We start from the raw sequence: 25,943 nt of genomic DNA on the forward strand, positions 1-25,943 counted from the left end.
CCACCGGCGTCAGTCCCGCCGCCCCTCACCCCCACGTATCGTCTTCCGCCTCGTCCGGACGGTGCATCGGCAGCATCAGCGTGAAGGTCGCGCCCTGGCCGTTGCCGCCGGGATCGGCCATCAGGTCGCCGCCATGATTCTGGGCGATCGCCCGCGAAATGGCCAGTCCGAGCCCCATGCCGGACTTCTTGGTCGTGCTGAACGTCCTGAACAGCGACTTGCCGACATCCTCGGAAAAGCCGGGGCCGCTGTCGGTCACCGACACGAAGGCCGAGCGATCGTCGGAACCAATCGAGACCTTGACCCAGCGCTCCTCGCTCTCCTTGGCCACCTCGAGGGCGTTGCGCAACAGGTTGAGGATGATCTGCTGGATCTGCGTCGCGTCGGCGTCGACATGGATCGGCGTCATGCCGAACACGCGGCGGATGGTGACGGTGGCGCCCTGCGCCACGAATTCGCTGAGGTCGAGCGCCTCGTTGACCACCTCGCGCAGGTCGACGGTGGCGCGCTCGGGATCGCGCTTCTCCACCATCTGGCGCATGCGCTGGACGATGTGGCTGGCCCGCTCGGCCTCCTGCACCGCCTTGTCGAGCACGTCGAGCATCTTGTCGCTGGGCGGCTTGGCGTCGGCGTGGCAGGCCTTGACCTGGCGCGCCACCGCCTGGAGATAGAGCAGCAGCGCGGTGAGCGGCTGGTTGAGCTCGTGCGCCATGGCGGCGCCCATCTCGTCCATGGCGGAGAGGCGCGTCATGTGCACCACCTGCGCCTGGAGCTGCGACACCCGCTGCTCGACGGCGCGGCGGGAGCGCAGGTCGCGCAGCACGCCGATATATTGCCGGCCATCGGCCGTCTTCGCCTCGCCGACCGACAGCTCCAGCGGGAAAACGGAGCCGTCGCGGTGCATGCCTGAGACTTCGCGGCCGATGCCGATGATCCGCCTCTCGCCGGTCCGGTGGTAGTTGTGCATGAAACGGTCGTGGGACGTCGAGAACTCCGGCGGCATGATCAGCGACACGTTCTGGCCGATCGCCTCCTCGGAGGTATAGCCGAACAGTTGTTCGCAGATCTTGTTGAAGACCAGCATACGACCGGTCTCGTCGATGACGATGATGCCATCGGCGGCGGTGTCGAGAAGACTCTCGAAACGAGCTTCCGAGACCGCGGTCCTGCGGTCCTCGAGTTCTCCCATATCCGCCTCGCTCTCCCCTTCTTCCCGATGGGGCCACATCCTCGCCCGCGGGCCTGTCAAATCAGGAACAGCCCTTCAGTGCAAGTCCGGATGTAACATGCACGACTTCGACGGAAAAGGAACTGTTCCAGATCAAATTCAAATGCAAATGTCCGCAAAAAAACGCTACCCGCCGCCGGCGGCGCGCCGGCGCGCCGCGAGCCAGGCCGGAAGGCGGCCGAGCGCGGCGGTGATTTCCTCGGGGTCGCCGGCGAAGCAGAGGCGCATGAAGCGCTCGCCGCCCCGGCCGAAAGCGGTGCCCGGCGCAATGCCGACGCCGGCCTCGCGCACCATGTCGAGGCAGAGGCGGCGCGGGTCGCTCTCGCCCTCGACGGAGAAGAACAGGTAGAAGGCGCCGTCGGGCGGCGACAGCGTCACGCCGCCGGCGGCGGCGAGCGCGGCGATGACGGTCGCCCGGTTGTGACGCGCACGGGCGATCTGGAAGGCCAGGAAATCCTCGCCGTTGTCGAGCGCCTCGACGGCCGCCCGCTGCATGAACACGGCGGTGCCGGAACTCGTGTACTGCACCAGATTCTGGACGGTGGCGTTGAGGGCGGCCGGCACCTCGATCCAGCCGATGCGCCAGCCGGTCATCGCCCAGTTCTTGGAGAAGGTGTTGACGAAGATCAGCCGGTCCTCGGGCTCGGCCACCTCGTGGAAGGAGGGCGCCACCGCCTGGCCGTCCAGGTAGCAGAAACGGCCGTAGACCTCGTCGGCGACGATCCAGACGCCGTGCCGGCGGGCGATGCCGAGGATGGAGGCGAGCCGGTCGCGGCTCGCCACCCAGCCGGAGGGATTGCTGGGCGAGTTGACGAAGATGGCCCTGGTCCGCGGCGTGATCGCCGCCTCGAGGTCGTCGGGATCGAGGTCCCAGCCGGCGGGACCGAAGCGCATCGGCACCTCGCGCACCGCGGCGCCGCACAGCGCGGCGGCGGCCGGCGCGTTCGGCCAGGCGGGCGTCGGCACGATCACCTCGTCGCCGGAGCCGGCGACCAGCGAGGCCGCCATCTGGATGGCGTGCATGCCCGAGGCGGTGACGAGGAAGCGGTCCACGTCGGCCGGCCGGCCGCCGAACGGTCCGTAGAGCCGGTCGTGATAGCGGCAGAGGGCCTCTCTCAGCTCCGGCAGGCCGGCCTGGTGGGTGTAGAAGGTCTCGCCGGCCATCAGCGAGCGGACCGCCGCGTCGCGAATGTTGGCCGGGGTCGGCAGATTGCCCTCGCCCACCCACAGCTTGGCCGTTCCCGGTCGCCGCAATCCCTCGAGATGCACCTCGACGATGCCGCTCGGCGGCGCGTTGCGGGCAGCGGGCCTGATGTCGTCCAGAAAACGCGCGGCAACGTCGAGTGTCATGGATATGCCTTGCTCGGTGGGCCGGCGAGAATCGCCGCCCACCGGGAATATCAGTCCCGCAAAAACGAATCAAAAGACAGGACATGGAGAAAGCTGCCGCGAACCCGGCAAGGCCGTCCCGGCCGGCCCCGGTCAGCCCTTCTTCAGAAGGTCGCGAATCTCCGTGAGCAGCGCGACGTCGGCCGGCACCTCCGGCGGCGCTTCCACCGGCGGTTCCGAGGCGTTCTTCAGGCGGTTCATCACCTTCACCACCAAAAACAGCACGAAGGCGATGATCAGGAAGTTGATGGCCAGGGTCACGAAGTTGCCGTAGGCGACCGTCGCGCCGGCCCTGCGGGCGGCGTCGAGGTCGCTGGTCACCGGCGCGCCCGAAAGCTGGACGTAGAGATTGGTAAAGTCGATGCCGCCGGTGATCAGACCGATGACCGGCATCAACAGGTCGGCGACGATCGAATTGACCAGCCCGCCAAAGGCGCCGCCGATGATCACGCCGATGGCGAGGTCGACCATATTGCCGCGCAGCGCGAATTCCCTGAATTCCTTGAGCATCTTTCATCTCCATACGGGGTTGTTCGGAGTCGGTGCGATCATGCCGCAGCCCTCGGCGGGCTGCCATGCCCCGGACCGCCGCCGACCGCATTTTTACTGAGAAAGCTGTGGATTCCCGCTGACCCGGCGGCAGGCGACGCTAGATCGGCCCCTCGTCGCGCTGGCGCAGCCGTTCGACGAGATCGAAGAAATGGCGGAACATGCGATCGCCGAGGTCGAGAAATTCCTGGAGACGCCGCTCGTCGTTCTCGTCGAGAAGCGGCGCCCGCGCCTCCTTGTCCCGCGCCTCCAGCGCGGCGATCCGCTTGCCGAGCCTGTCGTTTTCCGCCTCGAGCTCGGCGATGCGCTCCTCGTAGGCCTTGCGGTCCTCGGCGATCAACTGGCAGGACCAGGCGCCGCCGCGCACGGCGCAGTGCGAGACGTCGCCGGTGCGGCGGTCGATCTTGAGATAGTCGCCGACGGCCGGCTGCAGGCTGTAGCCGTCGTCGGCCGGTGGGGTCTGGGCCGAGACGGCTGAAACGGCGAGAAGAGCGCCGGACACAAGAAGGGTTGCCAGGATCGCGCGCATCGTGGGTCTCCCGGTTGGGTCTCGGCAGGAGAATACCCCATCGCGCCGCCGACGGGGGGTATTCCGGGTCAAAATCTTATTCTTGCCTCAATCGACCGCGCGCCTTCGGTCCCTGGCTTCCGCGTTTCGCGCGCGGTGCCGCTTGGCGTGGAAGCCGCTCCGTGGCCTAGGATATCCTGCATCCTGATGCTCGGTACGGCGACCTATATATGCCGCCCGCTCCATTCTGCCCGAGGTCCTACGCCTTCGCGTAGGATGACACCTTATGTATATGTTTCTTATATATAATTCTGTCATCCTACGCGAAGGCGTAGGACCTCGGGCAGGAAAAGGCAAGGGGTATATATAGGGCTCCATCTGTGCGGCGCCGTTTAGTTATATAGATGCCGGGCAGGCGGCTTTTCCTCCGCCCCTGGCTTCGCGCGGACACCGCTCGGCGCCGGAAGCCGGTCAGCTCCGGCGCGCGCCGGCCTCCTTCTCTTCCTTTTCCTTCAGAAGGCCGCTGACCACCGCCGTGGTGCGGCGCAATTCCATCAGCGCCTGCTCGATCTCCTTTTTCTGCTTCTCCAGAATGGCGATCCGGTCGTTGAAGCGATCGAGCGCCACCTTGAGCTGGGCCACCTGGCCGTCGCGCAGGTCGTAGAGGTCGAGCATGCCCTTGATCTCGGTCAGCGAGAAGCCGACGCGCTTTCCCATCAGCACCAGCTTGAGGCGGGCGCGGTCGCGGCGGGAATAGAGCCGGTTGAGCCCTTCCCGGCGCGGGCTGATCAGCCCCTTGTCCTCGTAGAAGCGCAAGGTGCGCAGCGTGACGTCGAACTCGCGGGCAAGGTCACCGATGGAAAACAGCGATCCCCGGGGGTGCAGCCCGTCGTCGTCCTCGAGCTTGTCGGCAATGACGGCCCCGATCTGCGCCTCGGCGGCCGGCTCGTCGCTTTCGGTCACCTGCCATCCCTCCATGCAAGGCCGCCGGAACGGCTCCAGGGTGGCGGTCAGACTGCGCATAAGCTTCCCTTTACGTCAAGCGACGGGCATTTCGCGGGCCGGCATCGTTGTTTTTCGGTGCGCTTCGGTAAGGTTCCGTTCAGAGCGCTTAAAAAGCCGCGAAAACCGGCCCTCCGGTTAACCGGGCGTTTACCCTGTTTTTGCAAATTGCCCAATGAATGCATCCTGGCGGTGTTCCGTCCCGGCGGCCCTTGCCGCGAGGACCCATCGCAAACGGGGAGAACGATCATGGCGTCGCGGGCTACGTCTCGTTTGGGCGGCGGAATGGACGGAGCGAGCCAGTACGACCGGGAGCCGGCCGGCTTCGACGACTACGGATCCGAAGGCGACCGGCAGGGCGGCGATCCGGTCGACCGCATCCTTACGTCTCTCGACCGGCTCGGCGAGCGCATCCGGACGCTGTCGCCGGCCGAAGAGCGGCGGCCGGTCCGGCCGGTGCCGCGCGCCAGCGAACCCGACGACCTGCAAAGGGCCATCGACCAGATCTCGCGCAAGCGCGACGCCCTCGCCCCGGCACGGCACGGCCGCCGCGGCGAGGCCGATGTCGCCGAGCTCGGCGCCCGCGTTCGCGCCCTCAGCCAGGAAATGAGCGGCGATCGCCGGCGGACGACGGCGCCCGGCGAGGGCCTTGCCACCGAGGTGGCCGACCTGCGGGCCGAGGTCGAGCGGCTGGTCGAGGCGAGCTCCGGACGGTCGCTGGAAAGCGCCTTCGACACGCTGGTGGCGCGGCTCGACGACATTCGCGCCTCCGTCGACAACCCGCGCGTCGTCGGCGACCTCGTGCAGCGGCTCGCCGAAATCCGGCGGCTGATCGCCACGCTGCCGTCGGGCGAGCAGGTCGGCGTCATCACCGCGCGCCTCGATCGCCTCGCCGAACGGCTCGACCAGGGGCTCGGCGACCAGCGGGTGCTCGGCGATTTCGGCCGCAGCCTGTCCGACCTCGCCGCCGCCGTCGCCCAGCTCGACAAGCGCGAGGTGATCGCCGCCATCGAGCGCCGGCTCGACGACGTCGCCGGCAGCCTGCGCGCCATCGAGCGCGACGTCGGCGACTTCGCGCGCTGGCAGGACGGCCTCGAGCGCCAGAACGCCACGCTGTCGCAGGTCGCCCAGCGCTCCGAGCAACTGCCGCGTTTCGCCCATGAACTGGAGCGGCAGTCGGCCTCCATCGAGCGCATCGCCCGCTCGACCGACAAACTGCCGCGCCTTGCCGAGGAAATCGACGGCCTGCGCCTCTCCCTGGACCGGCCGGGCGTGACGCTCGACGCCGCCGCCATCCGGGCGCTCGACGAGCGCTTCGCCGAGCTCGGCCGGTCGCTGGAGGCGCAGCTCCGGCCGGCGGCCGGCGGCGGCCTGCCGGCCGATCTCGCGGCGGCCCTGTCGCGCATCGAGACCAAGCTCGCCGAGCCGGCGACCGGCGGCCGCATCTCGGAAATCGAGGACCGCATCGCCGTGCTGACGCGATCGGTGGCCGACATCGATTTCGCCACCGGCAAGGACGTCGCCGCGCTCGAAAACGCCGTCGAGCGGCTGCGCGAGGACGTGCTCGCCGCGGCCGGCCGGCCCGATGCCGGCCTTGCCGCCGACGTGCGGACGCTGGTCGAGCGGATCGACCGGCTGGATGCGCCGTCGATCGGTGCCGCCGCCTTCGACCGGCTGGAGAGCCGGATAGCCGACATCGCCGCCCGCCTCGAAACGCGGCCGAACGAAATCGCGGCGCTGGCCGACGCGCTGGAGCGGCTCGACGCCACCATGTCGAACTCGCTGTCGGTCGACGCCATCGCCGATCGGGTGGCGGCCGTCGCCGGCCGTCACGGCGACGATGCCCCCGCCCGCCTCGCCGGCGTCGAGGCCGGCATCAACCGGCTCGGCGAGGATCTTAGGGCCGATGCCGAGCGCGATCGCGGCCTGCTGCTGGCCATCGGACAGACGGTGGAGCGCCTGGCCCTGCGCGAAGTCGGAGAGGATAGGGCGCACGCCGTGGCCGCCGAGCCGAAGGCGCCGCCCCCCACCAAAGACAACTGGGAAGAGATCCAGGAGGCGCTCACCCGGCGGATGCCGCCGGTCGCCGACGAGGGAGACGACCTGCCGCGCATCTTCGGCCGGAAGTCGCCGCCGACGCCCCGCGTCGAGCCGCAGCTCGGCAAGCCGGAGCCGGCGAAGGCGGACGAGCCGGCGCTGCCGCCCGGCTTCGACGTCAACAAGCCGCTCGAGCCCGGATCGGGCAAGCCGCGTTTGCCGAATTCGATGCCGCCGACCGACAGGACGGCCGCGCCCGAAGCGGCCCGCGCCCCCACCAAGGCCGATTTCATCGCCGCCGCCCGCCGCGCCGCCCAGGCGGCCGGCAGCGGCGTGCCCGGCGAGACCGCCAAGGACGAGGAGCCCGCCGGCGGCAAGCCGCGCTTCGCCCTGCCGAAATTCCGCTTCAACCGGCGCAAGGCGGCGATGGCCGCCGCCGTGGTGCTGATCGCGCTCGGCCTTGCCAAGATCGCCAACGACACGGTGAATCGCCTGTCGGCATCCGGCGAACCGCCGGCGGAAGCCGTCTCTTCGTCCGAGCCGACCGCCTCAGCGGCGCCCGCCCCGGAGGCGCCGGCAGCCGAACCGTCGGCGGCGGCAACGCCGTCGCCGATGAGCGAGGCCGCGCCGTCGCTCGAACCGCCGGCAAGCGCCGAAATGCCGGCCTCGCAAACCGCGATGCCGAGCGACGGATTCTCGCAGACGCCGCCCGCCCTGCCGACCGACGGCTTCGCGCCGGTACCGGCGGTGACTTCGGCGCCGCCCGTCTCTCCCGAAGCGGCAATCGAGACGCCGGCCGCGCCGGTGGCGAGCGCCGCGCCGGCGCTGCCGAATGCCATCGGACCGAAGGCGCTGCGCGATGCCGCGGCCGGCGGAGACCCGCTCGCCGCCGTCGAGGTGGCCTCCCGCTTCGCCGACGGCCGTGGCGTGCCGCAGGATTTCGCCGCCGCCGTCGACTGGTACCGCCGGGCCGCCGAGGCCGGCCTCGCGCCGGCCCAATACCGGCTCGGCAGCCTCTACGAGAAGGGTACCGGCACGCCGCGCGACGCCAAGACCGCGGCGCAGTGGTATGCCAAGGCGGCCGCCCTCGGCAACGCCAAGGCCATGCACAACCTCGCCGTGATCAACGCCGAAGGCAGCCTCGGCGCACCGGATTATGCGCTGGCCGCCAAGTGGTTCCAGGAAGCCGCCGACCGCGGCATCCGCGACAGCCAGTTCAACCTCGGCATCCTCTATGCCCGTGGCCTCGGCGTGCCGCGCGACCTTGCCACCTCCTACAAGTGGTTTGCGCTGGCCGCCACCGCCGGCGACGCCGACAGCGCCAAGAAGCGCGACGACATCGCCCAGGTTCTTTCCAAGGAAGACCTCGCCCGCGCCCGCCTCGCCGTCGAGACCTGGGTCGCCAAGCCGCTCGATCCCAAGGCCGAGGAGGTGCCGCCGGCCGATGCGGCCTGGACGGCGGCGCCCGAGCACACCGCCTCGGTCGACACGTCGAGGACGATCGCCCGCACCCAGGCGATCCTTTCGAGCCTCGGCTTCGATGCCGGCCCGCCCGACGGCAAGATGGGCCGCAAGACGCGCGACGCCATCGCCGCCTTCCAGACCGCCAAGGGCCTGCCGGCCACCGGCGAGATCGACAAGGCGCTGGTCGACGCGCTCGGCATGCCGGCCATCTGAACCGCCTTTCGTGCCATCGGCCCCCGGCGCCACCGCTCCGGGGGCTTTCTTTTTGCCGTGTCGATGCGCTTTTTTGCCGGAAAGCCATGGCAGAAGCCTATTCCGTTGCACTTTCGCAAGGGGTTGCCAGCTAATACTGGCCCGGACGCCCCTCAACGGATGACAGGCCGTGGATCTCTACCTGCCGATCGCCGAAATGCCGATGAACCTCTTCCTGCTGCTCGGGATGGGCGCGGCGGTCGGCTTCCTGTCCGGCATGTTCGGGGTGGGCGGCGGCTTCCTGCTGACGCCGCTCCTGATCTTCTCCGGCATCTCGCCGGCCGTCGCCGTCGCCTCGGTGTCCTCGCAGATCGTCGCCAACTCCGCTTCGGGCGTCCTCGCCTATCTGCGCAAGAAGACGGTCGACCTGAAGCTCGGGCTCTACCTGACGCTGTCCGGCATCATCGGCTCGGCGATCGGCGTCTGGGTCTACGGGGCGCTGCGCGGCGTCGGCCAGCTCGACGTGGTCATCGCCCTCTGCTACGTCGCCTTCCTCGGCACCATCGGCGTGCTGATGGCGGTGGAGGCGGTGCGGGCGATCATCGCCAAGCAGCGCGGCACGCCGCTGCCGGTGCGCCGGCCGGGCCAGCACAGCTGGATCGCCGGCCTGCCGCTCAGGATCCGCTTCCATCGGTCGCGGCTCTACATCTCGGCGCTGCCGGTCATCGCGCTCGGCGCGGCCATCGGCTTCCTCGGCGCCCTGCTCGGCATCGGCGGCGGCTTCATCATGGTGCCGGCCCTCATCTATCTTCTGAGGGTGCCGACCACCATCGTCATCGGCACCACGCTGCTGCAGACGCTGGGCACCATGGCCTTCACCACGTTCATGCAGTCGGCCACCAACCAGACGGTGGATGTCATCCTCGGCCTCGCCCTGATGGTCGGCGGCGTGGTCGGCGCCCAGTTCGGCGCCCGCGTCGGCCAGTCGTTGCGCGGCGAGACGCTGCGCCTGCTGCTCGGCCTCCTGGTGCTGTCGGTCGGCCTCAGGTTCGCCGTCGATCTGGTGGTGAAGCCTGAAGAGCTCTATTCGATCAGCCGGATAGGAGGGGGATGATGATCGCCCGCGCCCTCCGCCTCGCGGCGATGCTCATCATCGCCCCCTTGCCCCTCCGTGCCGAGACGCTGGTGACGGCGCTTTCCACCGAGCGCGTCTCCATCGAATCGAACTTCACCGGTTCGGGCGTCGTCATCTTCGGCACCGTCGAGCGCGACCGGCAGACCGTCGCCCGCGGCGCTCCCTACGAGATCGTGGTGACGCTGACCGGCCCGCTGCGCCCCATGGTGGCTCGTCGCAAGGAACGCGTGGCCGGCATCTGGATCAACCGCACGTCGAGCGAACTGCCGCGCGTGCCTTCCTTCCTCGCCATCGCCACCACGGCGCCGATGGCCGACGTGGCCGGCAATCCGGTGCGCGCCCGCCAGGGCCTCGGCTTCGACATGCTGCCGACGCGCGGCCTGCCGGATGCCCTGCCGCCGGTTCGCACCGAATTCGACGCCGCCTTCTTTCGCCTGATGCAGAAGGAAAACCTGTTCAGCCTCAACGAGGGCAGCGTCGAATTCCTGTCGCCGCAGTTGTTCAAGGCGCCGATCGCGCTTCCCTCCAACGTGCCGATCGGCTGGTACACGGCCACCGTCTACCTGTTTTCCGGCGGCGTGCTGCTCGCCAAGACGACGCAGGATTTCTCCATCCTGAAGGGCGGGTTCGAGCAGGCGATCACCGACCTCGCCCATCAGCGGCCGGCCCTCTACGGCCTCGCCGCCGTGGTCGTCGCCTGCTTCACCGGCTGGCTGGCCGGCGTGGCGTTCCGGCGAGACTGAATAAGCTCAATCCGGCAAAAACTCGGCCGAACGCACCGGATACACCCGGCCGTCCGACAGCATCCAGGCGATCAGCCGCGACCGCTCGAAAAGCCCCTTGAAGGCCATGTCCATGACGTTGAGCCCGCCCGTATAGGCGCCGAAGGCCGGCAGCAGGCAGCGGCTGCCGTCCGAGACGAAGGCGCGCCGGCGGACCGAGCGGGTCCGCCCCACCTTGGCCGCCGGATGCAGGTGGCCGGCCACTTCGCCGGCGGCGCGGCCGGCGCGCGGCTCGTGCCTGAAGACGAGCGGGCCGACGACGATCTCGGCGACCGGCCGACCGCCGAGGCCGGCCGGCGGCGACGGATCGTGGTTGCCGGCCACCCAGGTCCAGTCGACGGAGCCGACCAACGATGCGAGGCTCTGAAGGTCGGCCGGCGAAAGGCGCCCCTCGGCGCCGCCGTCGTGAAAGCTGTCGCCGAGGGCGATGACCCGCTCCGGCCGGAGACGGCCGATCGCCTCCGCCAGCGCCCGGAGCGTGGCGCGGGTGTCGTAGGGCGGCACGAAACGGCCGCGCGCGCCTTGCGAGGAGCCTTTTTCGAGGTGCAGGTCGGCGACCACCAGGAGCCGCTCTTCCGGCCAATGCAGCACGCCCGAGGCATCGAAGCGCACGGCGGCGCCATTGAGATTCACGAGACCGCCCGCTGTCAGCACGTCGTCGTCTCCCTGTCCCGCCGTCAGCGCCGTCACGCCATGGCCTCCCGAATGATTTCGTCCGCCGCCTGCCGGAGGACATCCTCGTCGGCCTCGCCCGCCACCCGCTCGCCGCCGATTTCCAGCATGATCGGCACGGCCAGCGGCGAAATGCGGTCGAGCCGCTTGTGCACGATGCGGCCGCTGATTCGCGACAGCATATCCGACAGGCGCCGGAGGTCCAAAAGGCCGGTGGAGGCATCGGCCCAGGCGGCTTCCAGCAGGATGTGGTCGGGCTGGTGCTCGCGCAGCACGTCGTAGATGAGATCGGTGGACACCGTGACCTGCCGGCCGGTCTTGCGGGCGCCGATGGCATTCTTCTCGACGAGGCCGGCGATCATGGCGCAGGCCTTGAACATGCGTTTGAGCAGATAGCTCTCGGCCATCCAGGCCTCGAGGTCGTCGCCCAGCATGTCCGGCTCCAGGAGACGCGACAGCGTCGGCTCGCCGCGGGCAAAGGCGCTGCCGACGTCGGCGGCGCACCAGACGCCGATCACATAGTCGGTGGCGATGAAGCCGAGCGGCTTGAGGCCGAAGCGTTCGAGCCGGCGGGTGAGCAGCATGCCGAGCGTCTGGTGGGCGAGCCGCCCCTCGAAGGGGTAGAGCACCACGAAGAAGCGGCCATGATGGGGAAAGGTCTCGACCAGGAGCTCGTCGGGCTTGGGGAGAAGGGAATGATCGCGCTGCAGGGCCAGCCAGTCGCGCACCGGCGCCGGCAGCCTGTGCCACGAGGAGGGGTCGGACAGCATCTTGCGGACGCCGGCGGCGAGGAAGGTGGACAGCGGGAACTTGCCGCCGGCATAGACCGGGATGCGCGGATCGCTCGACCGCGTCCGCGACACGATCACTTCCGTCTCGCGCATTCCCTCGAAGCGCAGCACCTCGCCGCCGAACAGGAAGGTGTCGCCGACCTTCATCTGCTCGCAGAAATATTCCTCCACCTCGCCGAGCAGCCGGCCGCCGGTCACCGGCCCGCGTCCCCGCGCCTTGCCGCCGAGCCGCACCTTCAGCATCGGGCTCTCGATGATGGTGCCGACGTTGAGCCGGTAGGCCTGGCCGAAACGCGGATGGGTGAGGCGCCAGGTGCCGTCGGCGGTCAGCCTGATCTTGGCATAGCGCTCGTAGGCGCGCAGCGCGTAGCCGCCGGTGGCGACGAGGTCGATCACCCGGTCGAACCGCTCGCGGTCGAGACGGCGGTAGGGATAGCTGGAGACGACCTCGGCGTAGAAGTCGTCGGCGCGAAACGGGCCGGCCACCGCCCGGCCGAGCACGTGCTGGGCGAGCACGTCGAGCGCGCCGTCGCGGATCGGCGGGGTGTCCTGGGCGCCAAGATAATTGGCGTCGAGCGCCGCCTGGCATTCCAGCACTTCGAAGCGGTTGGCCGGCACCAGGAGCGCCGTCGACGGCTCGTCCATGCGGTGGTTGGCCCGGCCGACCCGCTGGGCGAGCCGGCTCGCCCCCTTGGGCGCGCCGACGTGGATGACGAGGTCGATGTCGCCCCAGTCGATGCCGAGGTCGAGCGTCGAGGTGGCGACCACCGCCCGCAGGCGGCCGTCGGCCATCGCCGCCTCCACCTTGCGCCGCTGGCCGACGTCGAGCGAGCCGTGGTGGAGGGCGATCGGCAGGTTGGCGTCGTTGAGCCGCCACAGTTCGGAGAAGATCATTTCCGCCTGGCTGCGGGTGTTGACGAAGATCAGCGTCATGCGGCGGCGATCGATCTCGGCGAGCAAGCCCTGATAGGCGTAGCGGGCCGAATGGCCGGCCCAGGGGATGGTCTCGTCGGCGTCGAAGATGCGGATGTCGGGCCGGGCGCCGCCCTTGACGGTGACGATCTCCGACAAGGCCGGCGGCTCGCCCGGCGCCTGCGGCAGCAGCCAGGCGCGGAGCTCGTCCGGCTCGGCGACGGTGGCCGACAGGCCGACGGTGCGGATGGCCGGGGCGATGGCCCGCAGGCGGGACAGACCGAGCGCCAGGAGGTCGCCGCGCTTCGAGGTCACCAGCGCGTGCAATTCGTCGAGGATCACCGTTTTCAGGTCCTCGAAGAAGGCTTCGGCGTCGCGGCCGGCAAGCAGCAGCGCCAGTTGCTCGGGCGTGGTCAGCAGGATGTCGGGCGGGATCAGCTTCTGCCGCTGGCGGCGCGCGGCGGAAGTGTCGCCGGTGCGCGTCTCGATGGCGACGTCGAGACCGATGCCGGCAACCGGCGTTTCGAGATTGCGCTCGATGTCGACGGCCAGCGCCTTGAGCGGCGAGACGTAGAGCGTGTGGACGCCGCGCCGGCGGGTGCCGGGCTTCCACTTCGGCCGGGCGGCGAGGTCGACGAGGCTCGGCAGGAAGCCGGCCAGCGTCTTGCCGGCGCCGGTCGGGGCGATCAGCAGCACCGAGCGGCCGGCGAGGCCGTGCTCGAGGAGCGCGAGCTGGTGGGCGCGCGGGCTCCAGCCGCGCGAGGCGAACCAGGCTTCGAACTTGGGGGGCAGGAGATTCGTCTCGGTCACCGGCGGAGTAAGCCCGATTTCCGCGAACAAGTGAAGAACATTTGCGCGGAAGGCCTCAGCGTGCCGGCCTTGCCAGCATGATCAGCCCGCCGATCGGCGTGCCGCGGTCGTACCGCAGCGTATCGCGCACGAGCCCGGCGACGGCAAGGCCGGCCTCGGCGAGGACGCGGCGGATATAGGTCTCGCCATGGGCGTAGCGCAGGCTGTCGCGCAGCACGAGATCGCCGTCGTCGGCCTCCTCGACGCTGAATGCAAAAAGGCCGCCCGGTGCGAGACGGGCGGCCACATGCCGGAACAGGTTGTCGAGCGCGCCGATGTAGACCAGCACGTCGGCGGCGGTGACGAGATCGAGGGTTTGGGTGCGCTCCGACAGGAAGGCGGCCGCCTCGGCCACGACGAGCGCCTGGTAGCGATCGCCGGCCTCGGCGCGGGCGATCATTTCCGGCGAAAGATCGCAGCCGGTAAAATGCGCCACCCGCCCCTTCAGCGCCTCGGCCACCAGGCCGGTGCCGCAGCCGAGGTCGACGCCGCGCGCGAAGCCGGCGCCGGGGCGGACCTTGTCGATGAGTTCGGCGATCCGCCAAGGCGCGCGATAGCCGAGGTCGTCCACCAGCACCGCCTCGAAGCGGTCGGCATAGTCGTCGAAGAGACCGCGCACGTAGGCCTCCGGCGGAGCATCGGGAACCTCGGCGAGGCCGAGGGCCGCGAGCCTCAGCGACGTGCCGAACAGGCCGTCGCGGTCGTGCGCCGCCGCCTGCCGCAGCAGCGGCCCGGCCTCGTCGCGGCGGCCGAGGACGGTCAGCGCGTCGGCGGCCCCGACCAGCGCCGGCAGCCAGCCGGAGGCGCGTTCGAGCGCCTGGAGATAGAGATCGGCCGCCGCCCGATGATCGCCGGCGTCGAAATAGGCGCGGGCATATTCGTAGCGGCGGTCGGCGAGAAGGTCCCCGGAAGAGGCAACGTGCAAGATGGCGGCACTCGGCGAAAGGAGCGCCGGGTCATCTCGCCAAAGCGGCTCGCCGTCAAGATGGATTCAGCGACTAAATCCCGCCTTACCCGATCTTGCGGTAGCGGACGCGGGCCGAGTGCTCGATGGCGGCGACGGCCAGCTTGTTGAGGGCGAAGCGGTCTTCCAGCATTTGCAGGAACACCAGCTCCTCCTGCTTGACGTCGACGTCGGAAGCGGCGACCTCGATGGCCAGCGCGTAGGCCGTCTCGTAGAGGCGCTCCGGCAGCGACATCGCCACCCGGTCGAGGATATGGTCGATGCCGTTCACCGACTTCAAATTCTCCGAACAGGCGTCGGCGATGGCGCCGACCGAGCCCTCGAAGCCCTGGAATACCGGCAGGAAGCCGATCAACCGCTCGAACTGATTGAGTTCGCGCTCGGTCATGTTGCGATCGGCGATCGCGGCGGTAACCATCACCCAGATCAGCGCTTCCTGGATGGACAACGGCTTCTGCATGGAACCCTCGGGCAAAAGTCAAACGGCACCCTATTTGGGACGCTGCCGACAAAAGCGCAAGCGTCCTGTCGGCGGAATCGACGCAAAACCGCCTCGCGTCCTTGACCTTTGGGGGCCTCGTCCCTACTGTCCCGCGCGCCCGGAAACTCCGGGTTTTCTCGAATAGAGGCAACCGATGGCAACCGTTTCTTCCACCCTGCTTTCCGATCCCGCGCTCCTCGCCGCGGCCGGCCGCTCCAAGGCCTGGCCGTTCGAGGAAGCCAAGAAGATCGTGGCGCGGATCGAGAAACGGAAAGACGCCTCGAAGCCGGTGATCTTCGAGACCGGCTACGGTCCGTCCGGCCTGCCGCACATCGGCACCTTCGGCGAGGTGGCGCGCACCACCATGGTGCGCCACGCCTTCCGCGTGCTGACCGGCGACAGCGTGCCGACGCGCCTTCTCTGCTTCTCGGACGACATGGACGGCATGCGCAAGGTGCCGGACAACGTGCCGAACCCCGAGTTGCTGCGCGCCAACCTCGGCAAGGCGCTGACCAATGTGCCGAACCCGTTCGACAACGGCTATCCGAGCTTCGGCCACAACAACAACGCCAAGCTCCGGCAGTTCCTCGACACCTTCGGCTTCGACTACGAATTCATGTCGGCCACCGAGGAGTACAGGAAGGGCACCTTCGACGAGACGCTGCTGCGCATGCTGGCCAAATACGACGCGGTGATGGAGATCATGCTGCCGACGCTGCGCGAGGAGCGGCGCAAGACCTACTCGCCCTTCCTGCCGGTGCATCCGAAGACCGAAGTGGTCATGCAGGTGCCGGTCGAGGAGCGCAACGTCGAAAAGGGCACCATCGTCTGGACCGATCCCGATAGCGGCGAGCGCTTCGAGACCCTGGTGACCGGCGGCCACGCCAAGTGCCAGTGGAAGCCGGACTGGGCGCTGCGCTGGGCGGCGCTCGGCGTCGACTACGAGATGAGCGGCAAGGACCATATCGACAACGTCAAGACGTCGTCGAAGATCTGCAAGGTGCTGGGCGGCACGCCGCCGGACGGCTTCAACTACGAGCTGTTCCTCGACGAGAACGGCGAGAAGATCTCCAAGTCGAAGGGCAACGGCCTCACCATCGACGAGTGGCTGACCTACGCCTCGCCGGACAGTCTGGCGCTCTACATGTTCCAGAAGCCGAAGACGGCCAAGCGGCTGTTCTTCGACGTGATCCCGCGCGCCGTCGACGAGTATTTCGCCTATCTCGACAAATATCCGACGATGGACCTCGACCAGCGGCTCACCAACCCGGTGTGGCACATCCACTCCGGCAACGTGCCGGTGACGCCGATGCCGGTCAGCTTCTCGATGCTGCTCAACCTCGTGTCGGCCAGCCACGCCCACGACAAGAGCGCGCTCTGGGCCTATATCGGCCGGCATACGCCGGGCGTGACGCCGGAGACGCATCCCAAGCTCGACGAGCTCTGCGGCTACGCGCTGGCCTATTACCAGGACCGGGTGAAGCCCTTCGTCACCTTCCGCACGCCGGACGACGAGGAGCGGCAGGCGCTGGCGAAGCTGCGCGACGCGCTCGACGCGCTGCCGGTCACCACGGCCGGCGAGGCGATCCAGGACACGGTGCTGGCGGTCGGCCGGTCGTTCCCGCGCTTCCAGGATCCGTCGAAGAAGAGCCCGGACGGCGGGCCGGGCGTCAGCCTCGAATGGTTCGCGACGCTCTACCAGGTGCTGCTCGGCCAGGAGAAGGGCCCGCGCTTCGGCTCCTTCGTCGAGCTCTACGGCCTGAAGGAAACCGTGGCGATGATCGACGCGGCGCTCGCCGGTACGCTCGGCCAGGCCTGACGGCCGCAAATCGCCAGGGCATTTTCTTCACGCGAACCGGTATCCACTTCGCTCGAAAATGCTTTAGGATCAAAGGCCGGTGCACGCGCCGGCCTTTTCATTCGTCGGCGGGGTCCGGCGGCCGCAGGCTGCCGTCGCCGTAGCGGCCGAGCTTCTCGGCCTTCGCCTTGCCGGCATAGGGGGCGAGCAGCGGATCGGCGGGATCGGCCGGCTCGGCCCAGCCCCGGCTGACCATGAACAGCGACAGGTTGCGGTTGCCGACCCAGCAGTCGGCGCGGCTCTCGCCGTCGTCGCCTTCCGCCGCGATGCCGACGCAACCGACGGCGCGCGGGCCGATCAGCCGGGCGAGATCGGCGCGCGCCCGGGCGCCGCAGTTCCAGCGGCCGACCGTGCCCTCGCAGGAGTCGGAAAAGGCGAGGCCGTTGATGCCGGCGAGATGGACGACCAGCGGCTCGCGGTCGCGGATGGTCCGGAAGCGACCGGCATCGAGCACGGTGACGCGCGGGAACAGCGCCTCGAAGCTGTCCGGCGGCGGCGCCAGCGGCAGCGCCGGCTCGGGTGCCTTGGCGGCAGTGCCGGCCGCCGCCGTCCGGCCGCTTCCCTCGACCGGCGGCGGCGGATCGGCGGCAAGCGGCTGCCGCAGCACGGGAGGGGACGGCAGGCGGCCGAAATCGAGAATGGTCGGGCGGGCGGCGGCAAGATCCTCGCGCTCGGCGTCTTCGGAAAGCCAGAGCAGCGCAGCGGCGGTCAGCGCCGGCCCGGCGATCAGCGGCGCCACCCAGCGTATGAGAAACCCGTATCGCCGTTCCTGTCGAGCCATCGCCTGCGGAATTCCCTAACCGGAGCGCACGCCGCGGAAAATGCTGGATTTCCGCTGAAGGAGCAAGCCGCGCCAACGGGGACGCCATTGCGCGGGGATTTGATCCCGGCAGGGTGGCATCGAACCGCCGGATGTTCTAGAGGAAGGCCGCAGCCTTTCGGAGTTCCCCCATGGATCGTCTCGTCTACAAGATCGCGCCGCGCCCGTTGTGGGAAGCCGCCGAAGCGACCGGCGTATTCGCCGGCGCATCCGTCGACTTCGAGGATGGCTTCATCCACCTGTCGTCGGCGGCGCAGGTCAGGGAGACGGCGCGCCTCTACTTCGCCGGCCAGAACGACCTTCTGCTGAGCGGCATCGAGACGGCGGCGCTCGGTGAGGCGCTGAAGTGGGAAGCTTCGCGCGGCGGCGACCTCTTCCCGCACCTTTACGCACCGCTGGAATTCTCGGCGGTCGACTTCGTCGTGCCGCTGCCGCTCGGGCCGGACGGCGCGCACGAGTTCCCCGACCTGGAGACCGGCCGATGACCCTTTCCGAACTGATCGGCTCGTTCGGCGCCGGCATGCTGAGACGCTTCGATCCGGAGGTCGCCCATACGCTCGCCGTCTCCGCCATGCGCTTCAACCTCGCCCCCGGCCTGCCGAAGATCGTCGACGACCGCCTCGCCGTCGGCTTGTTCGACATGCGGCTCGACCACCCGGTGGGGCTCGCCGCCGGCTTCGACAAGGATGCCGAGATTGCCGATGCCCTGCTGAAGCAGGGCTTTTCCCACGTGGAAGTCGGCACGCTGACGCCGCGGCCGCAGCCGGGCAATCCCAAGCCGCGCATCTTCCGCCTGCCCGAGGCGGGGGCGGTGATCAACCGCTGCGGCTTCAACAACAAGGGCCACGCCCATGCCCTGAAACAGCTCGAGCGGCGCAATGGACGACCGGGCATCATCGGCGTCAACGTCGGCGCCAACAAGGACAGCGCCGACCGCGCCGCCGATTACGTGACGGGCATCAAGGCCTTCGCCGGCCTCGCCTCCTACTTCACCGTCAACATTTCCTCGCCCAACACGCCCGGCCTGCGCGACTTGCAGGCAAGCGCCGCCCTGTCCGACCTCGTCGCCCGCGCCATCGAAGCGCGCGACGACACGACGGCGGCGGTCGGCCGGCGGACGCCGGTGCTGGTCAAGATCGCGCCCGACCTCGACGAGGCGGCGCTCGACGACATCGCCGCGGTGATGGCGGCGCGCGGCGCCGACGGCCTCGTGGTCTCCAACACGACGCTGTCGCGCAGCGGCGTGTTCGGCCCGACGGCGGCGGAGCCGGGCGGCCTTTCCGGCAAGCCGCTGTTCGAGCGCTCCACCATCGTGCTCGCCAAGATGCGCGAGCGGGTCGGCCGCGCGCTGCCGATCATCGGCGTCGGCGGCGTGATGACCGGCGAGGACGCCTATCTGAAGATCGCCGCCGGCGCCAATCTGGTGCAGGTCTACACCGCCTTCATCCTGGGCGGCGGCAATGCCGTCAACGCCATCACCGGCGATCTTCTGGCGCGCATCGAGCGGAGCGGCATCGGCTCGGCGCGGGCGCTTGCCGGCTCCGACAGCCGGGCCTGGGCGAGCCGGCCGATCCCGGCTTGAGATCAGATCGTGTTGAGCACGCCGCCGTCGACGCGCAGCGCCGCGCCGGTGGTGGCCGAGGCCTGCGGCGAGCAGGCATAGACCACCATGTTCGCCACCTCCTCGACGCTGGCCGGCCGGCGGATGATCGACGAAGACCGATGCGTCATGACGAAGTCGGCGCCCACCTCTTCCACCGTCCTGCCGCTGCGCTTCACCTCGTCCGACAGCATGTCGGCGAAGCCTTCGGACAGCGTCGGCCCGGGCAGCACCGAATTGACGGTGACGCCGGTGCCGGCCATCCGCTTGGCGAGGCCGCGGGCGATCGACACCATCGCCGTCTTGGAGACGCCGTAGTGGATCATGTCCTCGGGGATGTTGAGGGCCGATTCCGAGGAGATGAACACCACCCGCCCCCAATCCCGTGTCGCCATGCCCGGAAGCCAGGCGCGCGACAGGCGGACGCCCGACATCACGTTGACCTCGAAATAGCGGCTCCACTCGTCGTCCGGCGTCTCGAAGAAGTCGCGCGGGCCGAAGATGCCGAGATTGTTGACGAGGACGTCGCAATCGGGGTGAGCGGCGACGATCGCCGCGCAGCCTGCGGTCGTGCCGAGATCGCCGGCGTGGCCGATGAAGCGGCCATCCGGCACGTCGGCCCTGGCGGCGGCAATCGCCTTGTCGACCGCCGCCCGGGTGCGGCCGTTGATGACGACGCTGGCGCCGCATTCGGCGAGGCCCTTGGCGATGGCGAGGCCGATGCCCACCGTCGAGCCGGTGACGACGGCACGCTTGCCGGAAAGGTCGATCCGCATGGCTGTCTCCTTCAGCGATTATCGGCCGGCTGCCCGGCGTAGTCCCTCAAGATTGTCGGCGACGCTGGCGCCCGCCTTGAAGACGGCGCTGCCGCTGACGATGATATCCGGCCGGAAGCCGGCGGCAACCCCGATGGTCGCCTCGGTGATGCCGCCGTCGATGGCGATCAGCGGATCGGCGCCGGCTTCACCGGCGAGCCGTCTCAGCCGTTCGACCTTGCGGCCGAGCGCCGCGTCGGGCGCGCCGCCGCTCCAGCCGGGATCGACGGCGAGCAGCGTCACCATGTCGATGTCGCCGAGCACCGGCGCCACGACATCGGCCGGCGTCGCCGGATTGAGCGCCACCGCGCGCAGCACGCGCCGCGCCGGTCGTCCCGCCACCTCGACGTCGAGCATGGCGAGCGCCCGGTGGAGATGCGACAGTCCCTCGGGATGGACGTGGACGATATCGGCGCCGGCCTTCAGCGCTGCCGGGATGACGGCGATCGGGTCGGCCACCATCAGGTGGACGTCCTTCAGCATCTTCGTCCGCGATGCCGCGACGAGCGGCGGCCCGGCGGTGAAGCCGGGACAGAACACGCCATCCATCACGTCGAAATGCAGAAGGGCGGCGCCCGCCGCTTCCAGCCCGGCGATGGCGGCACCATAGGTCATGGCGTCGGCGGCCGTCAGGCCGACGCTGAGGCAGGGCGCGGCGCGACGCAGGAACGCCTTCAGCGCGTCGCGCGTCGCAAGATCGTCCGATGAGGGAAACATGGCGGCCCCGTCAGTCGCGCGGCATGATGCCGACGAACACCTTGTGGCTGCGCGGGCCGGTCATGATGTCCTCGAGCTCGGCCTTCACCTTGAGATAGTGCGGCGTGGTCTTGTGGAACTTCACCGCCGCCTCGTCGACGAAGGCCTCGTAGATGGTGAAGCGGGCGGGATCGGCAGGATCCTGCAAGACGTCGAAGCGGCGGCAGCCGGGTTCGGCGAGGGTACCCTCGCGGTTGGCGCCGAAGACGCGCAGGAAATCGTCGATGCGGTCGGGCTTGACGTTGATCTCGACGAGCGTGACGTGCATGGGGCTCTCCTCTTGAACTGGCTGGAAAAGGACGGCCGGCCGCCGGGGGATGGCGGCCGGCTCTCCGGGTGCCCCGCGCGGCCCCATGGGGAGCCGGCGGGGGGAGGAGCGGACGGCGGACGGGAGGGACCGCCGTCTCGCGGAGACACGAGACTCCGATCAGAAGTCGAAGTTGTCGATATTGTCCTTGGTGAACACCTGACGCTCCGGCAGCAGGATGATGCCGTTGTCGTCGGCCTCGTAGTCATAGCCCTGGACGCTGTTCGGGCTGACCTCGACGGTGCCGACATCCGGAATGTCGAGCTTGTCGCCGACCTTCATGGCGCCGTTCTTGATGAGGTGATCGGCGACGTAGATGGAGATGGCGCCCTGCTTGGTGACGTCCCAGAGGCCGAAGGCCTTGACGGTGTCGCGCTTGACGTAGGGGCGCATCACGTTGGGCGTCGAGAAGCCGACGATGGTCACCTTGCCGGCGCGGCCGACGTTCTCGGCGGCCTGGGCGGCGGCCGGCAGCGCGTTGGCGTCCGGCGCGATGATGATGTCGACGTCCTTGTAGGCCTGCAGGATGCTTTCGCCGGTCTGCAGCGACTTCTGGGCATCGTTGTAGCCGTATTGGGTGGTGACGATCTCCCAGCCCGGCTTGTCCTTGGCGATGATCGCCTTGGCCTGCTCGACCCACTGGTTCTGGTCGGTGACCGTCGGGCTCGAATAGAAGAAGGCGACCTTGGCCTTGTCGTCCGGATGCTGCTCGGCGGCCATGTCGACCAGGAGCTTGCCGAGCTGGGCCGGCGTGCCCTGGTTGATGTAGTAGCTGCGGCACTCGGGATTGACGTCGCTGTCCCAGGTCAGGACCTTGATGCCGCGCGACATGGCGCGCTTCAGCGCCGGGCAGAGACCATCGGGCGACACGGCGGAGACGACGATGGCGTTGAAGCCCTGGTTGGCGAAGGTGTTGATATATTGCACCTGGCCGGACACCGACGGCTCGGTCGGGCCGTCGTAGGTCACCTCGACGCCCAGCTTCTTGCCGGCCTCGACGGCGCCCTTGCCGCCGGAGGTGAAGAAGCCGACGCCGACCAGCTTGGGAATGAAGGCGATGCGGGTGCTGTCGGCGGCAACCGACGGACCGGCGCAGGTCGCGGCGGCGGCCACGGCAAGCGCGAGGGAAACGGTACCAAACTTCATTGTTGCTCTCCTTCCAAGACATGGCCCCGAGGCGGAATACCCCGCTTTTCCGGGCCCTCCTCCACACGTCAGACCGTCATTCGGCCGCAACGTTCCGCAAGACGCGCCGGTGCTGCAGCCAGACGCGTCCCATCTCCGACAGGCTGCGCAAGGCAACCACGATGACCAGCAGGCCGCCCGACAGGGCGCTCGACACGTGGCTCGACACGCCGACGAGCTGGAGGCCGGTCTGCAGGTAGCCGACCAGCAGCGCGGCCAGCGCCGTACCCAGGATGGTGCCCGAGCCGCCGTAGATCGACGTGCCGCCGAGCACCACGGCGGTGATCGCCGGCATCAGCGCCGTCGAGCCGAAGTCGGAGCGGGCCGAGCCGAAATAGGAGGCGAGGATCAGGCCGGACAGCGCCGCCAGCAGGCCGGTCAGGGCGTAGGCGACCACCAGCGTGCGGAACACCGGCGTGCCGGCATAGGCGGCGGCGCGCGGGTTCTGGCCGATCAGGTAGACGTAGCGGCCGAAGCGGGTGCGGTGCAAGAGCGCCATGAAGCCGACGGTCAGCGCCAGGAACAGGGCGAACGGCAGCGGCAGGCCGACGACTTCGAGGTTGGCGAGGTTGACGAAGGCCGGATCGAAGTTGCTGATGCCCTCGTAGCCGGTGGCGCCGGCAAGGCCGGACAGCACCAGCGCGGCGCCGCCGTAGAGGAAGCCGGTGCCGAGGGTGATGACCAGCGGGTTGACCTTGGAGAGATGGATGGCGACGGCGTTGAAGACGCCGCCGAGCGTGCCGACGGCGAGCGCCGCCACGGCCGCCAGCCAGATGTCGACGCCGCCCACCCAGAGGATGCCGAGGGTGATGGCCGAGAGGCCCATCACCGAGCCGACCGACAGGTCGATGCCGCCGGTGATGATGACCAGCGTCAGCGCTAGCGCCGTGATGCCGACGTGGATGAAGTCGGAGGTGGCGTAGAGCAGCATCGACGGCTGCAGGAACACCGGGTTGAGGGCGCCGAACAGCAGGATCTCGGCGACGAGCAGCAGCGCCAGCACGCCTTCCCAGCGCTTGAGGACAGGGTGAAGCTTCATTTGCGCGCCTCCGAGGTCTCGAGCGCCGTCTTGAGCGGCCGGGCGGCCTTGGCGGCGTCGGCTTGCGGGCCGGCCGCCTGCGGGTCGATGAACTTGCGGTATTTCTGGTAGCGGAGGAGACGATCGACGGCCTCGCGGATCTTGCCGTCGGTGATCAGCACCACCAGCAGGATGGCGCCGGCGATGATGTCGTTCCAGTAGGCTTCGAGGCGCAGCAGCACCAGGATGCTGTCGATCGACGTCATGAAATAGGCACCGAGCGCCGCGCCGAGCACCGTGCCGGTGCCGCCCAACAGGCTGACGCCGCCGAGCACGCTCGAGGCGATGGCGCGCATTTCCATGCCGGTGCCGGCGGTGTTGGGGATGAAGCCGATCTGCGAGGCGAAGATGACGCCGGCCAACGCCGCCAGCAGGCCGTTGAGGCCGAAGGCGACGATCTGCACCTCGTTGACGCGGATGCCGATCAACCGGGCGCCTTCGCGATTGTCGCCAACGGCGAACATCGAGCGGCCGAAAGCGGTGTAGCGCAGGCCGAAATGGGCGACGACCAGCAAGACCAGCACCAGCCAGGCGACCGGCGACAGGCCGAGCGAGCCGGCCTTGGTCAGCGCCTTGAAGTCTTCGGGCAGGCCCTCGATCCAACTGCCGCCGGACAGGAGGTGGACGAGGCCGCGATAGAGGCCGAGCGTGCCGAGCGTGGCGACGATCGCCGACACCTTCAGCCACGACACCAGCACGCCGTTGAACAGGCCGCAGAGAAGACCGACGAGCAGCGCCACGCCGATCGAGAGGGGAATGCCCCAGCCGGCGTTCATCAAGAGGCCGGCGACCACCGCCGCCAGGCCCATGATCGAGCCGACGGAGACGTCGAGGCCGTGCGTCGCCATCACCATGGTGGCGCCGATCGCCAGCACGAACAGGATGAGGCTGTTGCCGTAGACGAGCAGCACGGTGTCGAAGGACAGGTAGCTGCGATCGACGAGGCCGAGGATCGCGAACAGGACAACGATGATCAGCGCGACCGAGGCTTCGCGGTGGCGCTGCAGGAAGCGGATGATCATTGCGCAGCGTCCATCTTGGCGCCGACCCCGAAGGAGAGGCGGGCAATGGCGTTGATGGTGATGTCGGAGCCTTCGAGCAGGCCGCCCGGATAGCCGTGGTTCATCACCAGCACGCGGTGGCTGAGACGCTCGATCTCTTCATGGTCGGAGGAGATCAGCAGGATGGCGAGGCCTTCGCCGGCCAGCCTGTCGATCAGCCGATAGATGTCGGCGCGCACGGCGACGTCGACGCCGCGCGTCGGCTCGTCGAGGATCAGCACGCGCGGGCCGGCGGCGAGGCACTTGGCGAGCAGCACCTTCTGCTGATTGCCGCCCGACAGCGTGCGCACCGGCTGGTCGGCGCTGGAGCAGACGATGCCGAGCAGGCGGATCTGCTCGGCGAAATCGGCCCGCTCCCTGGCGAGCGGCAGCCATTCCCGGCCACGGTGCAGCACCAGCGCCGAGGCGTTCCAGACGAGCGGCGCGTTGACGAACAGGCCCGACACCTGCCGGTCTTCCGGCAGGTAGACGACGCCGGCGTCGAGGCTGTCGCGCGGGCCGTGACCGGCGAGCGGCTTGCCGTCGACGAAGATGCGGCCGCGCGCGGCGGGGCGAATGCCGTAGATGGTTTCGGCGAGCTCGGTGCGGCCGGAGCCGACCACGCCGGCGAGGCCGAGGATCTCGCCGGCGTGCAGCGAGAAGGTGACGTCGGCGAAGCCTTCGCCGGCGAGGCCCTCGACGCGCAGCCGTTCGGCGCCGTGCTCCGCCGGGGCGGCGGCGCGGCCGAGCGTGAAGCCTTCCTTGCCCTCGACGTGCGTCATGGCGGCGACGATCTCGGCGTCGGTGAACGACTTCGGCGGACCGGCCAGCACCACTTGGCCGTCGCGCAGGATGGAGACGATGTCGGCGATGGCGCGGATCTCGCCGAGCTTGTGGGAGATGAAGAAGATGCCGACGCCCTGGGCGGTCAGCGCCCGGATGCGCTCGAACAGCTTGCCGACCTCGCGCGGCGTCAGCGCCGAGGTCGGCTCGTCGAGGATGAGGATGCGGGCGTCGCGGATCAGGCCGCGCAGGATCTCGACCATTTGCTGGTCGGCGACCTCGAGCTGGCCGGCCTGGGTGGACAGCGTCATGCCGGCGCCGATCTCGGCGATCATCGTCTCGAGGCGGGCGCGCAGTTCCTTGCGATTGCCCGGAACGTGCATCAGCACGTTCTCCTCGACCGAAAGGCTCGGGAACAGCATCGGCTCCTGCGGCACCAGATGGATGCCGGCCTGGCGGGCAATGACCGGCGTCATGGCCGAGGCGTCTTCGCCGCACACCAGGAGTTCGCCGCGATCGAGGCGATAGAGGCCGGCGATCATCTTCATCAGCGTCGACTTGCCGGCGCCGTTGCCGCCGAGCAGCGCGTGCACCTCGCCCGGCCGCAGCGTCAGGTCGACGCCGCGCAGCACGGCGATGGGGCCGAAGAATTTCCAGATTTGCCTGGCTTCGACCAGCGGCGGCCGCTGGTCGGACGGCGAGGTTCCCGCCATATCGACAGTCTCCCAGTTTATTATTGGAAACGC

At 69.1% G+C, this 25,943-nt stretch carries 23 protein-coding genes; 6 read left to right on the plus strand and 17 right to left on the minus strand.

All coding sequences use genetic code 11. From position 1 onward, the window contains the following. Positions 1 to 25: 25 nt before the first annotated feature. From CJ014_RS07115 to CJ014_RS07135, 5 genes are all read right to left on the minus strand, one after another. Entirely contained in the window at positions 26 to 1,189 is a 1,164-nt protein-coding gene (locus CJ014_RS07115) for a two-component system sensor histidine kinase NtrB (protein WP_100079867.1), read from the minus strand. A gap of 165 nt (positions 1,190 to 1,354) precedes the next feature. Continuing rightward, positions 1,355 to 2,578 carry a pyridoxal phosphate-dependent aminotransferase gene (locus CJ014_RS07120; RefSeq protein WP_100079868.1) on the minus strand — a complete coding sequence of 408 codons (1,224 nt, stop codon included), beginning with the start codon at positions 2,576 to 2,578 and terminating at the stop codon, positions 1,355 to 1,357. 132 nt (positions 2,579 to 2,710) lie between these two features. Continuing rightward, complete coding sequence (gene mscL, locus CJ014_RS07125) at positions 2,711 to 3,127, minus strand: large conductance mechanosensitive channel protein MscL (protein ID WP_100079869.1); 417 nt, start codon at positions 3,125 to 3,127, stop codon at positions 2,711 to 2,713. A 139-nt stretch (positions 3,128 to 3,266) separates the two neighbouring features. Further along, positions 3,267 to 3,695: a hypothetical protein gene (locus tag CJ014_RS07130; protein ID WP_100079870.1), complete on the minus strand. Its 429-nt coding sequence runs from the start codon at positions 3,693 to 3,695 to the stop codon at positions 3,267 to 3,269. A gap of 450 nt (positions 3,696 to 4,145) precedes the next feature. After that, the gene (locus tag CJ014_RS07135) at positions 4,146 to 4,589 is read right to left on the minus strand and encodes a MerR family transcriptional regulator (protein WP_245427195.1); all 444 of its coding nucleotides are present in this window, start codon (positions 4,587 to 4,589) and stop codon (positions 4,146 to 4,148) included. Between the two features lie 372 nt (positions 4,590 to 4,961). On the opposite strand from CJ014_RS07135, the gene CJ014_RS07140 reads away from it, so the two are divergent. The 3 genes from CJ014_RS07140 (at position 4,962) to CJ014_RS07150 (ending at position 10,247) form a co-directional block, all read left to right on the plus strand. Then, positions 4,962 to 8,390 carry a peptidoglycan-binding protein gene (locus CJ014_RS07140; RefSeq protein WP_133121816.1) on the plus strand — a complete coding sequence of 1,143 codons (3,429 nt, stop codon included), beginning with the start codon at positions 4,962 to 4,964 and terminating at the stop codon, positions 8,388 to 8,390. Between the two features lie 169 nt (positions 8,391 to 8,559). Then, on the plus strand, positions 8,560 to 9,483 hold the full coding sequence (locus tag CJ014_RS07145; protein ID WP_100079872.1) for a sulfite exporter TauE/SafE family protein: 924 nt from the start codon (positions 8,560 to 8,562) through the stop codon (positions 9,481 to 9,483). Then, positions 9,480 to 10,247 carry a TIGR02186 family protein gene (locus tag CJ014_RS07150; RefSeq protein WP_100079873.1) on the plus strand — a complete coding sequence of 256 codons (768 nt, stop codon included), beginning with the start codon at positions 9,480 to 9,482 and terminating at the stop codon, positions 10,245 to 10,247. Before CJ014_RS07145 ends, CJ014_RS07150 begins: the two co-directional genes overlap by 4 nt. Before the next feature lie 6 nt (positions 10,248 to 10,253). On the opposite strand, the gene pdeM is transcribed toward CJ014_RS07150, so the two are convergent. The 4 genes from pdeM to CJ014_RS07170 form a co-directional block, all read right to left on the minus strand. Next, a complete protein-coding gene (pdeM, locus tag CJ014_RS07155; RefSeq protein WP_425351902.1) occupies positions 10,254 to 10,967 on the minus strand; it encodes a ligase-associated DNA damage response endonuclease PdeM in 714 nt (237 codons plus the stop codon). 5 nt (positions 10,968 to 10,972) lie between these two features. Next, a complete protein-coding gene (locus tag CJ014_RS07160) occupies positions 10,973 to 13,489 on the minus strand; it encodes a ligase-associated DNA damage response DEXH box helicase (RefSeq protein ID WP_100080095.1) in 2,517 nt (838 codons plus the stop codon). A gap of 37 nt (positions 13,490 to 13,526) precedes the next feature. Next, positions 13,527 to 14,435 (minus strand): class I SAM-dependent DNA methyltransferase, encoded by a 909-nt coding sequence (locus CJ014_RS07165; protein ID WP_100079874.1) that lies wholly within the window; start codon positions 14,433 to 14,435, stop codon positions 13,527 to 13,529. An 85-nt stretch (positions 14,436 to 14,520) separates the two neighbouring features. After that, positions 14,521 to 14,934 (minus strand): tellurite resistance TerB family protein, encoded by a 414-nt coding sequence (locus CJ014_RS07170; protein ID WP_100079875.1) that lies wholly within the window; start codon positions 14,932 to 14,934, stop codon positions 14,521 to 14,523. Positions 14,935 to 15,109: 175 nt separating this feature from the next. Between CJ014_RS07170 and CJ014_RS07175 the strand changes: the two genes are divergently transcribed. After that, a complete protein-coding gene (locus CJ014_RS07175) occupies positions 15,110 to 16,774 on the plus strand; it encodes a lysine--tRNA ligase (protein WP_100079876.1) in 1,665 nt (554 codons plus the stop codon). Between the two features lie 97 nt (positions 16,775 to 16,871). On the opposite strand, the gene CJ014_RS07180 is transcribed toward CJ014_RS07175, so the two are convergent. Then, positions 16,872 to 17,594 carry a thermonuclease family protein gene (locus CJ014_RS07180; protein WP_133121817.1) on the minus strand — a complete coding sequence of 241 codons (723 nt, stop codon included), beginning with the start codon at positions 17,592 to 17,594 and terminating at the stop codon, positions 16,872 to 16,874. Between the two features lie 170 nt (positions 17,595 to 17,764). Between CJ014_RS07180 and CJ014_RS07185 the strand changes: the two genes are divergently transcribed. Next, positions 17,765 to 18,118, plus strand: coding sequence for a DUF952 domain-containing protein (locus CJ014_RS07185; protein WP_100079878.1), 354 nt, complete (start codon positions 17,765 to 17,767; stop codon positions 18,116 to 18,118). Between the two features lie 11 nt (positions 18,119 to 18,129). Then, positions 18,130 to 19,215, plus strand: a complete 1,086-nt coding sequence (locus CJ014_RS07190; protein ID WP_425351903.1) for a quinone-dependent dihydroorotate dehydrogenase — start codon at positions 18,130 to 18,132, stop codon at positions 19,213 to 19,215. Between the two features lie 2 nt (positions 19,216 to 19,217). On the opposite strand, the gene CJ014_RS07195 is transcribed toward CJ014_RS07190, so the two are convergent. The 7 genes from CJ014_RS07195 to lsrA form a co-directional block, all read right to left on the minus strand. Beyond that, complete coding sequence (locus tag CJ014_RS07195; protein WP_100079879.1) at positions 19,218 to 20,009, minus strand: SDR family NAD(P)-dependent oxidoreductase; 792 nt, start codon at positions 20,007 to 20,009, stop codon at positions 19,218 to 19,220. 18 nt (positions 20,010 to 20,027) lie between these two features. Continuing rightward, complete coding sequence (locus CJ014_RS07200) at positions 20,028 to 20,765, minus strand: ribulose-phosphate 3-epimerase (protein WP_100079880.1); 738 nt, start codon at positions 20,763 to 20,765, stop codon at positions 20,028 to 20,030. A 10-nt stretch (positions 20,766 to 20,775) separates the two neighbouring features. Further along, positions 20,776 to 21,072 (minus strand): antibiotic biosynthesis monooxygenase, encoded by a 297-nt coding sequence (locus CJ014_RS07205; RefSeq protein WP_100079881.1) that lies wholly within the window; start codon positions 21,070 to 21,072, stop codon positions 20,776 to 20,778. Between the two features lie 159 nt (positions 21,073 to 21,231). After that, a complete protein-coding gene (lsrB, locus tag CJ014_RS07210; RefSeq protein ID WP_100079882.1) occupies positions 21,232 to 22,257 on the minus strand; it encodes an autoinducer 2 ABC transporter substrate-binding protein LsrB in 1,026 nt (341 codons plus the stop codon). Positions 22,258 to 22,333: 76 nt separating this feature from the next. Further along, positions 22,334 to 23,335 (minus strand): ABC transporter permease subunit, encoded by a 1,002-nt coding sequence (locus CJ014_RS07215; protein ID WP_100079883.1) that lies wholly within the window; start codon positions 23,333 to 23,335, stop codon positions 22,334 to 22,336. Beyond that, a complete protein-coding gene (gene lsrC, locus CJ014_RS07220; RefSeq protein WP_207765697.1) occupies positions 23,332 to 24,396 on the minus strand; it encodes an autoinducer 2 ABC transporter permease LsrC in 1,065 nt (354 codons plus the stop codon). Before lsrC ends, CJ014_RS07215 begins: the two co-directional genes overlap by 4 nt. Next, positions 24,393 to 25,910 carry an autoinducer 2 ABC transporter ATP-binding protein LsrA gene (gene lsrA, locus CJ014_RS07225; protein WP_100079884.1) on the minus strand — a complete coding sequence of 506 codons (1,518 nt, stop codon included), beginning with the start codon at positions 25,908 to 25,910 and terminating at the stop codon, positions 24,393 to 24,395. The genes lsrC and lsrA overlap by 4 nt, the downstream gene beginning before the upstream one ends. Between the last annotated feature and the right edge of the window lie 33 nt (positions 25,911 to 25,943).

Origin of the sequence: Pleomorphomonas carboxyditropha (assembly GCF_002770725.1) — a bacterium.
In the GTDB taxonomy this organism is placed as follows: Bacteria; Pseudomonadota; Alphaproteobacteria; order Rhizobiales; family Pleomorphomonadaceae; genus Pleomorphomonas; species Pleomorphomonas carboxyditropha.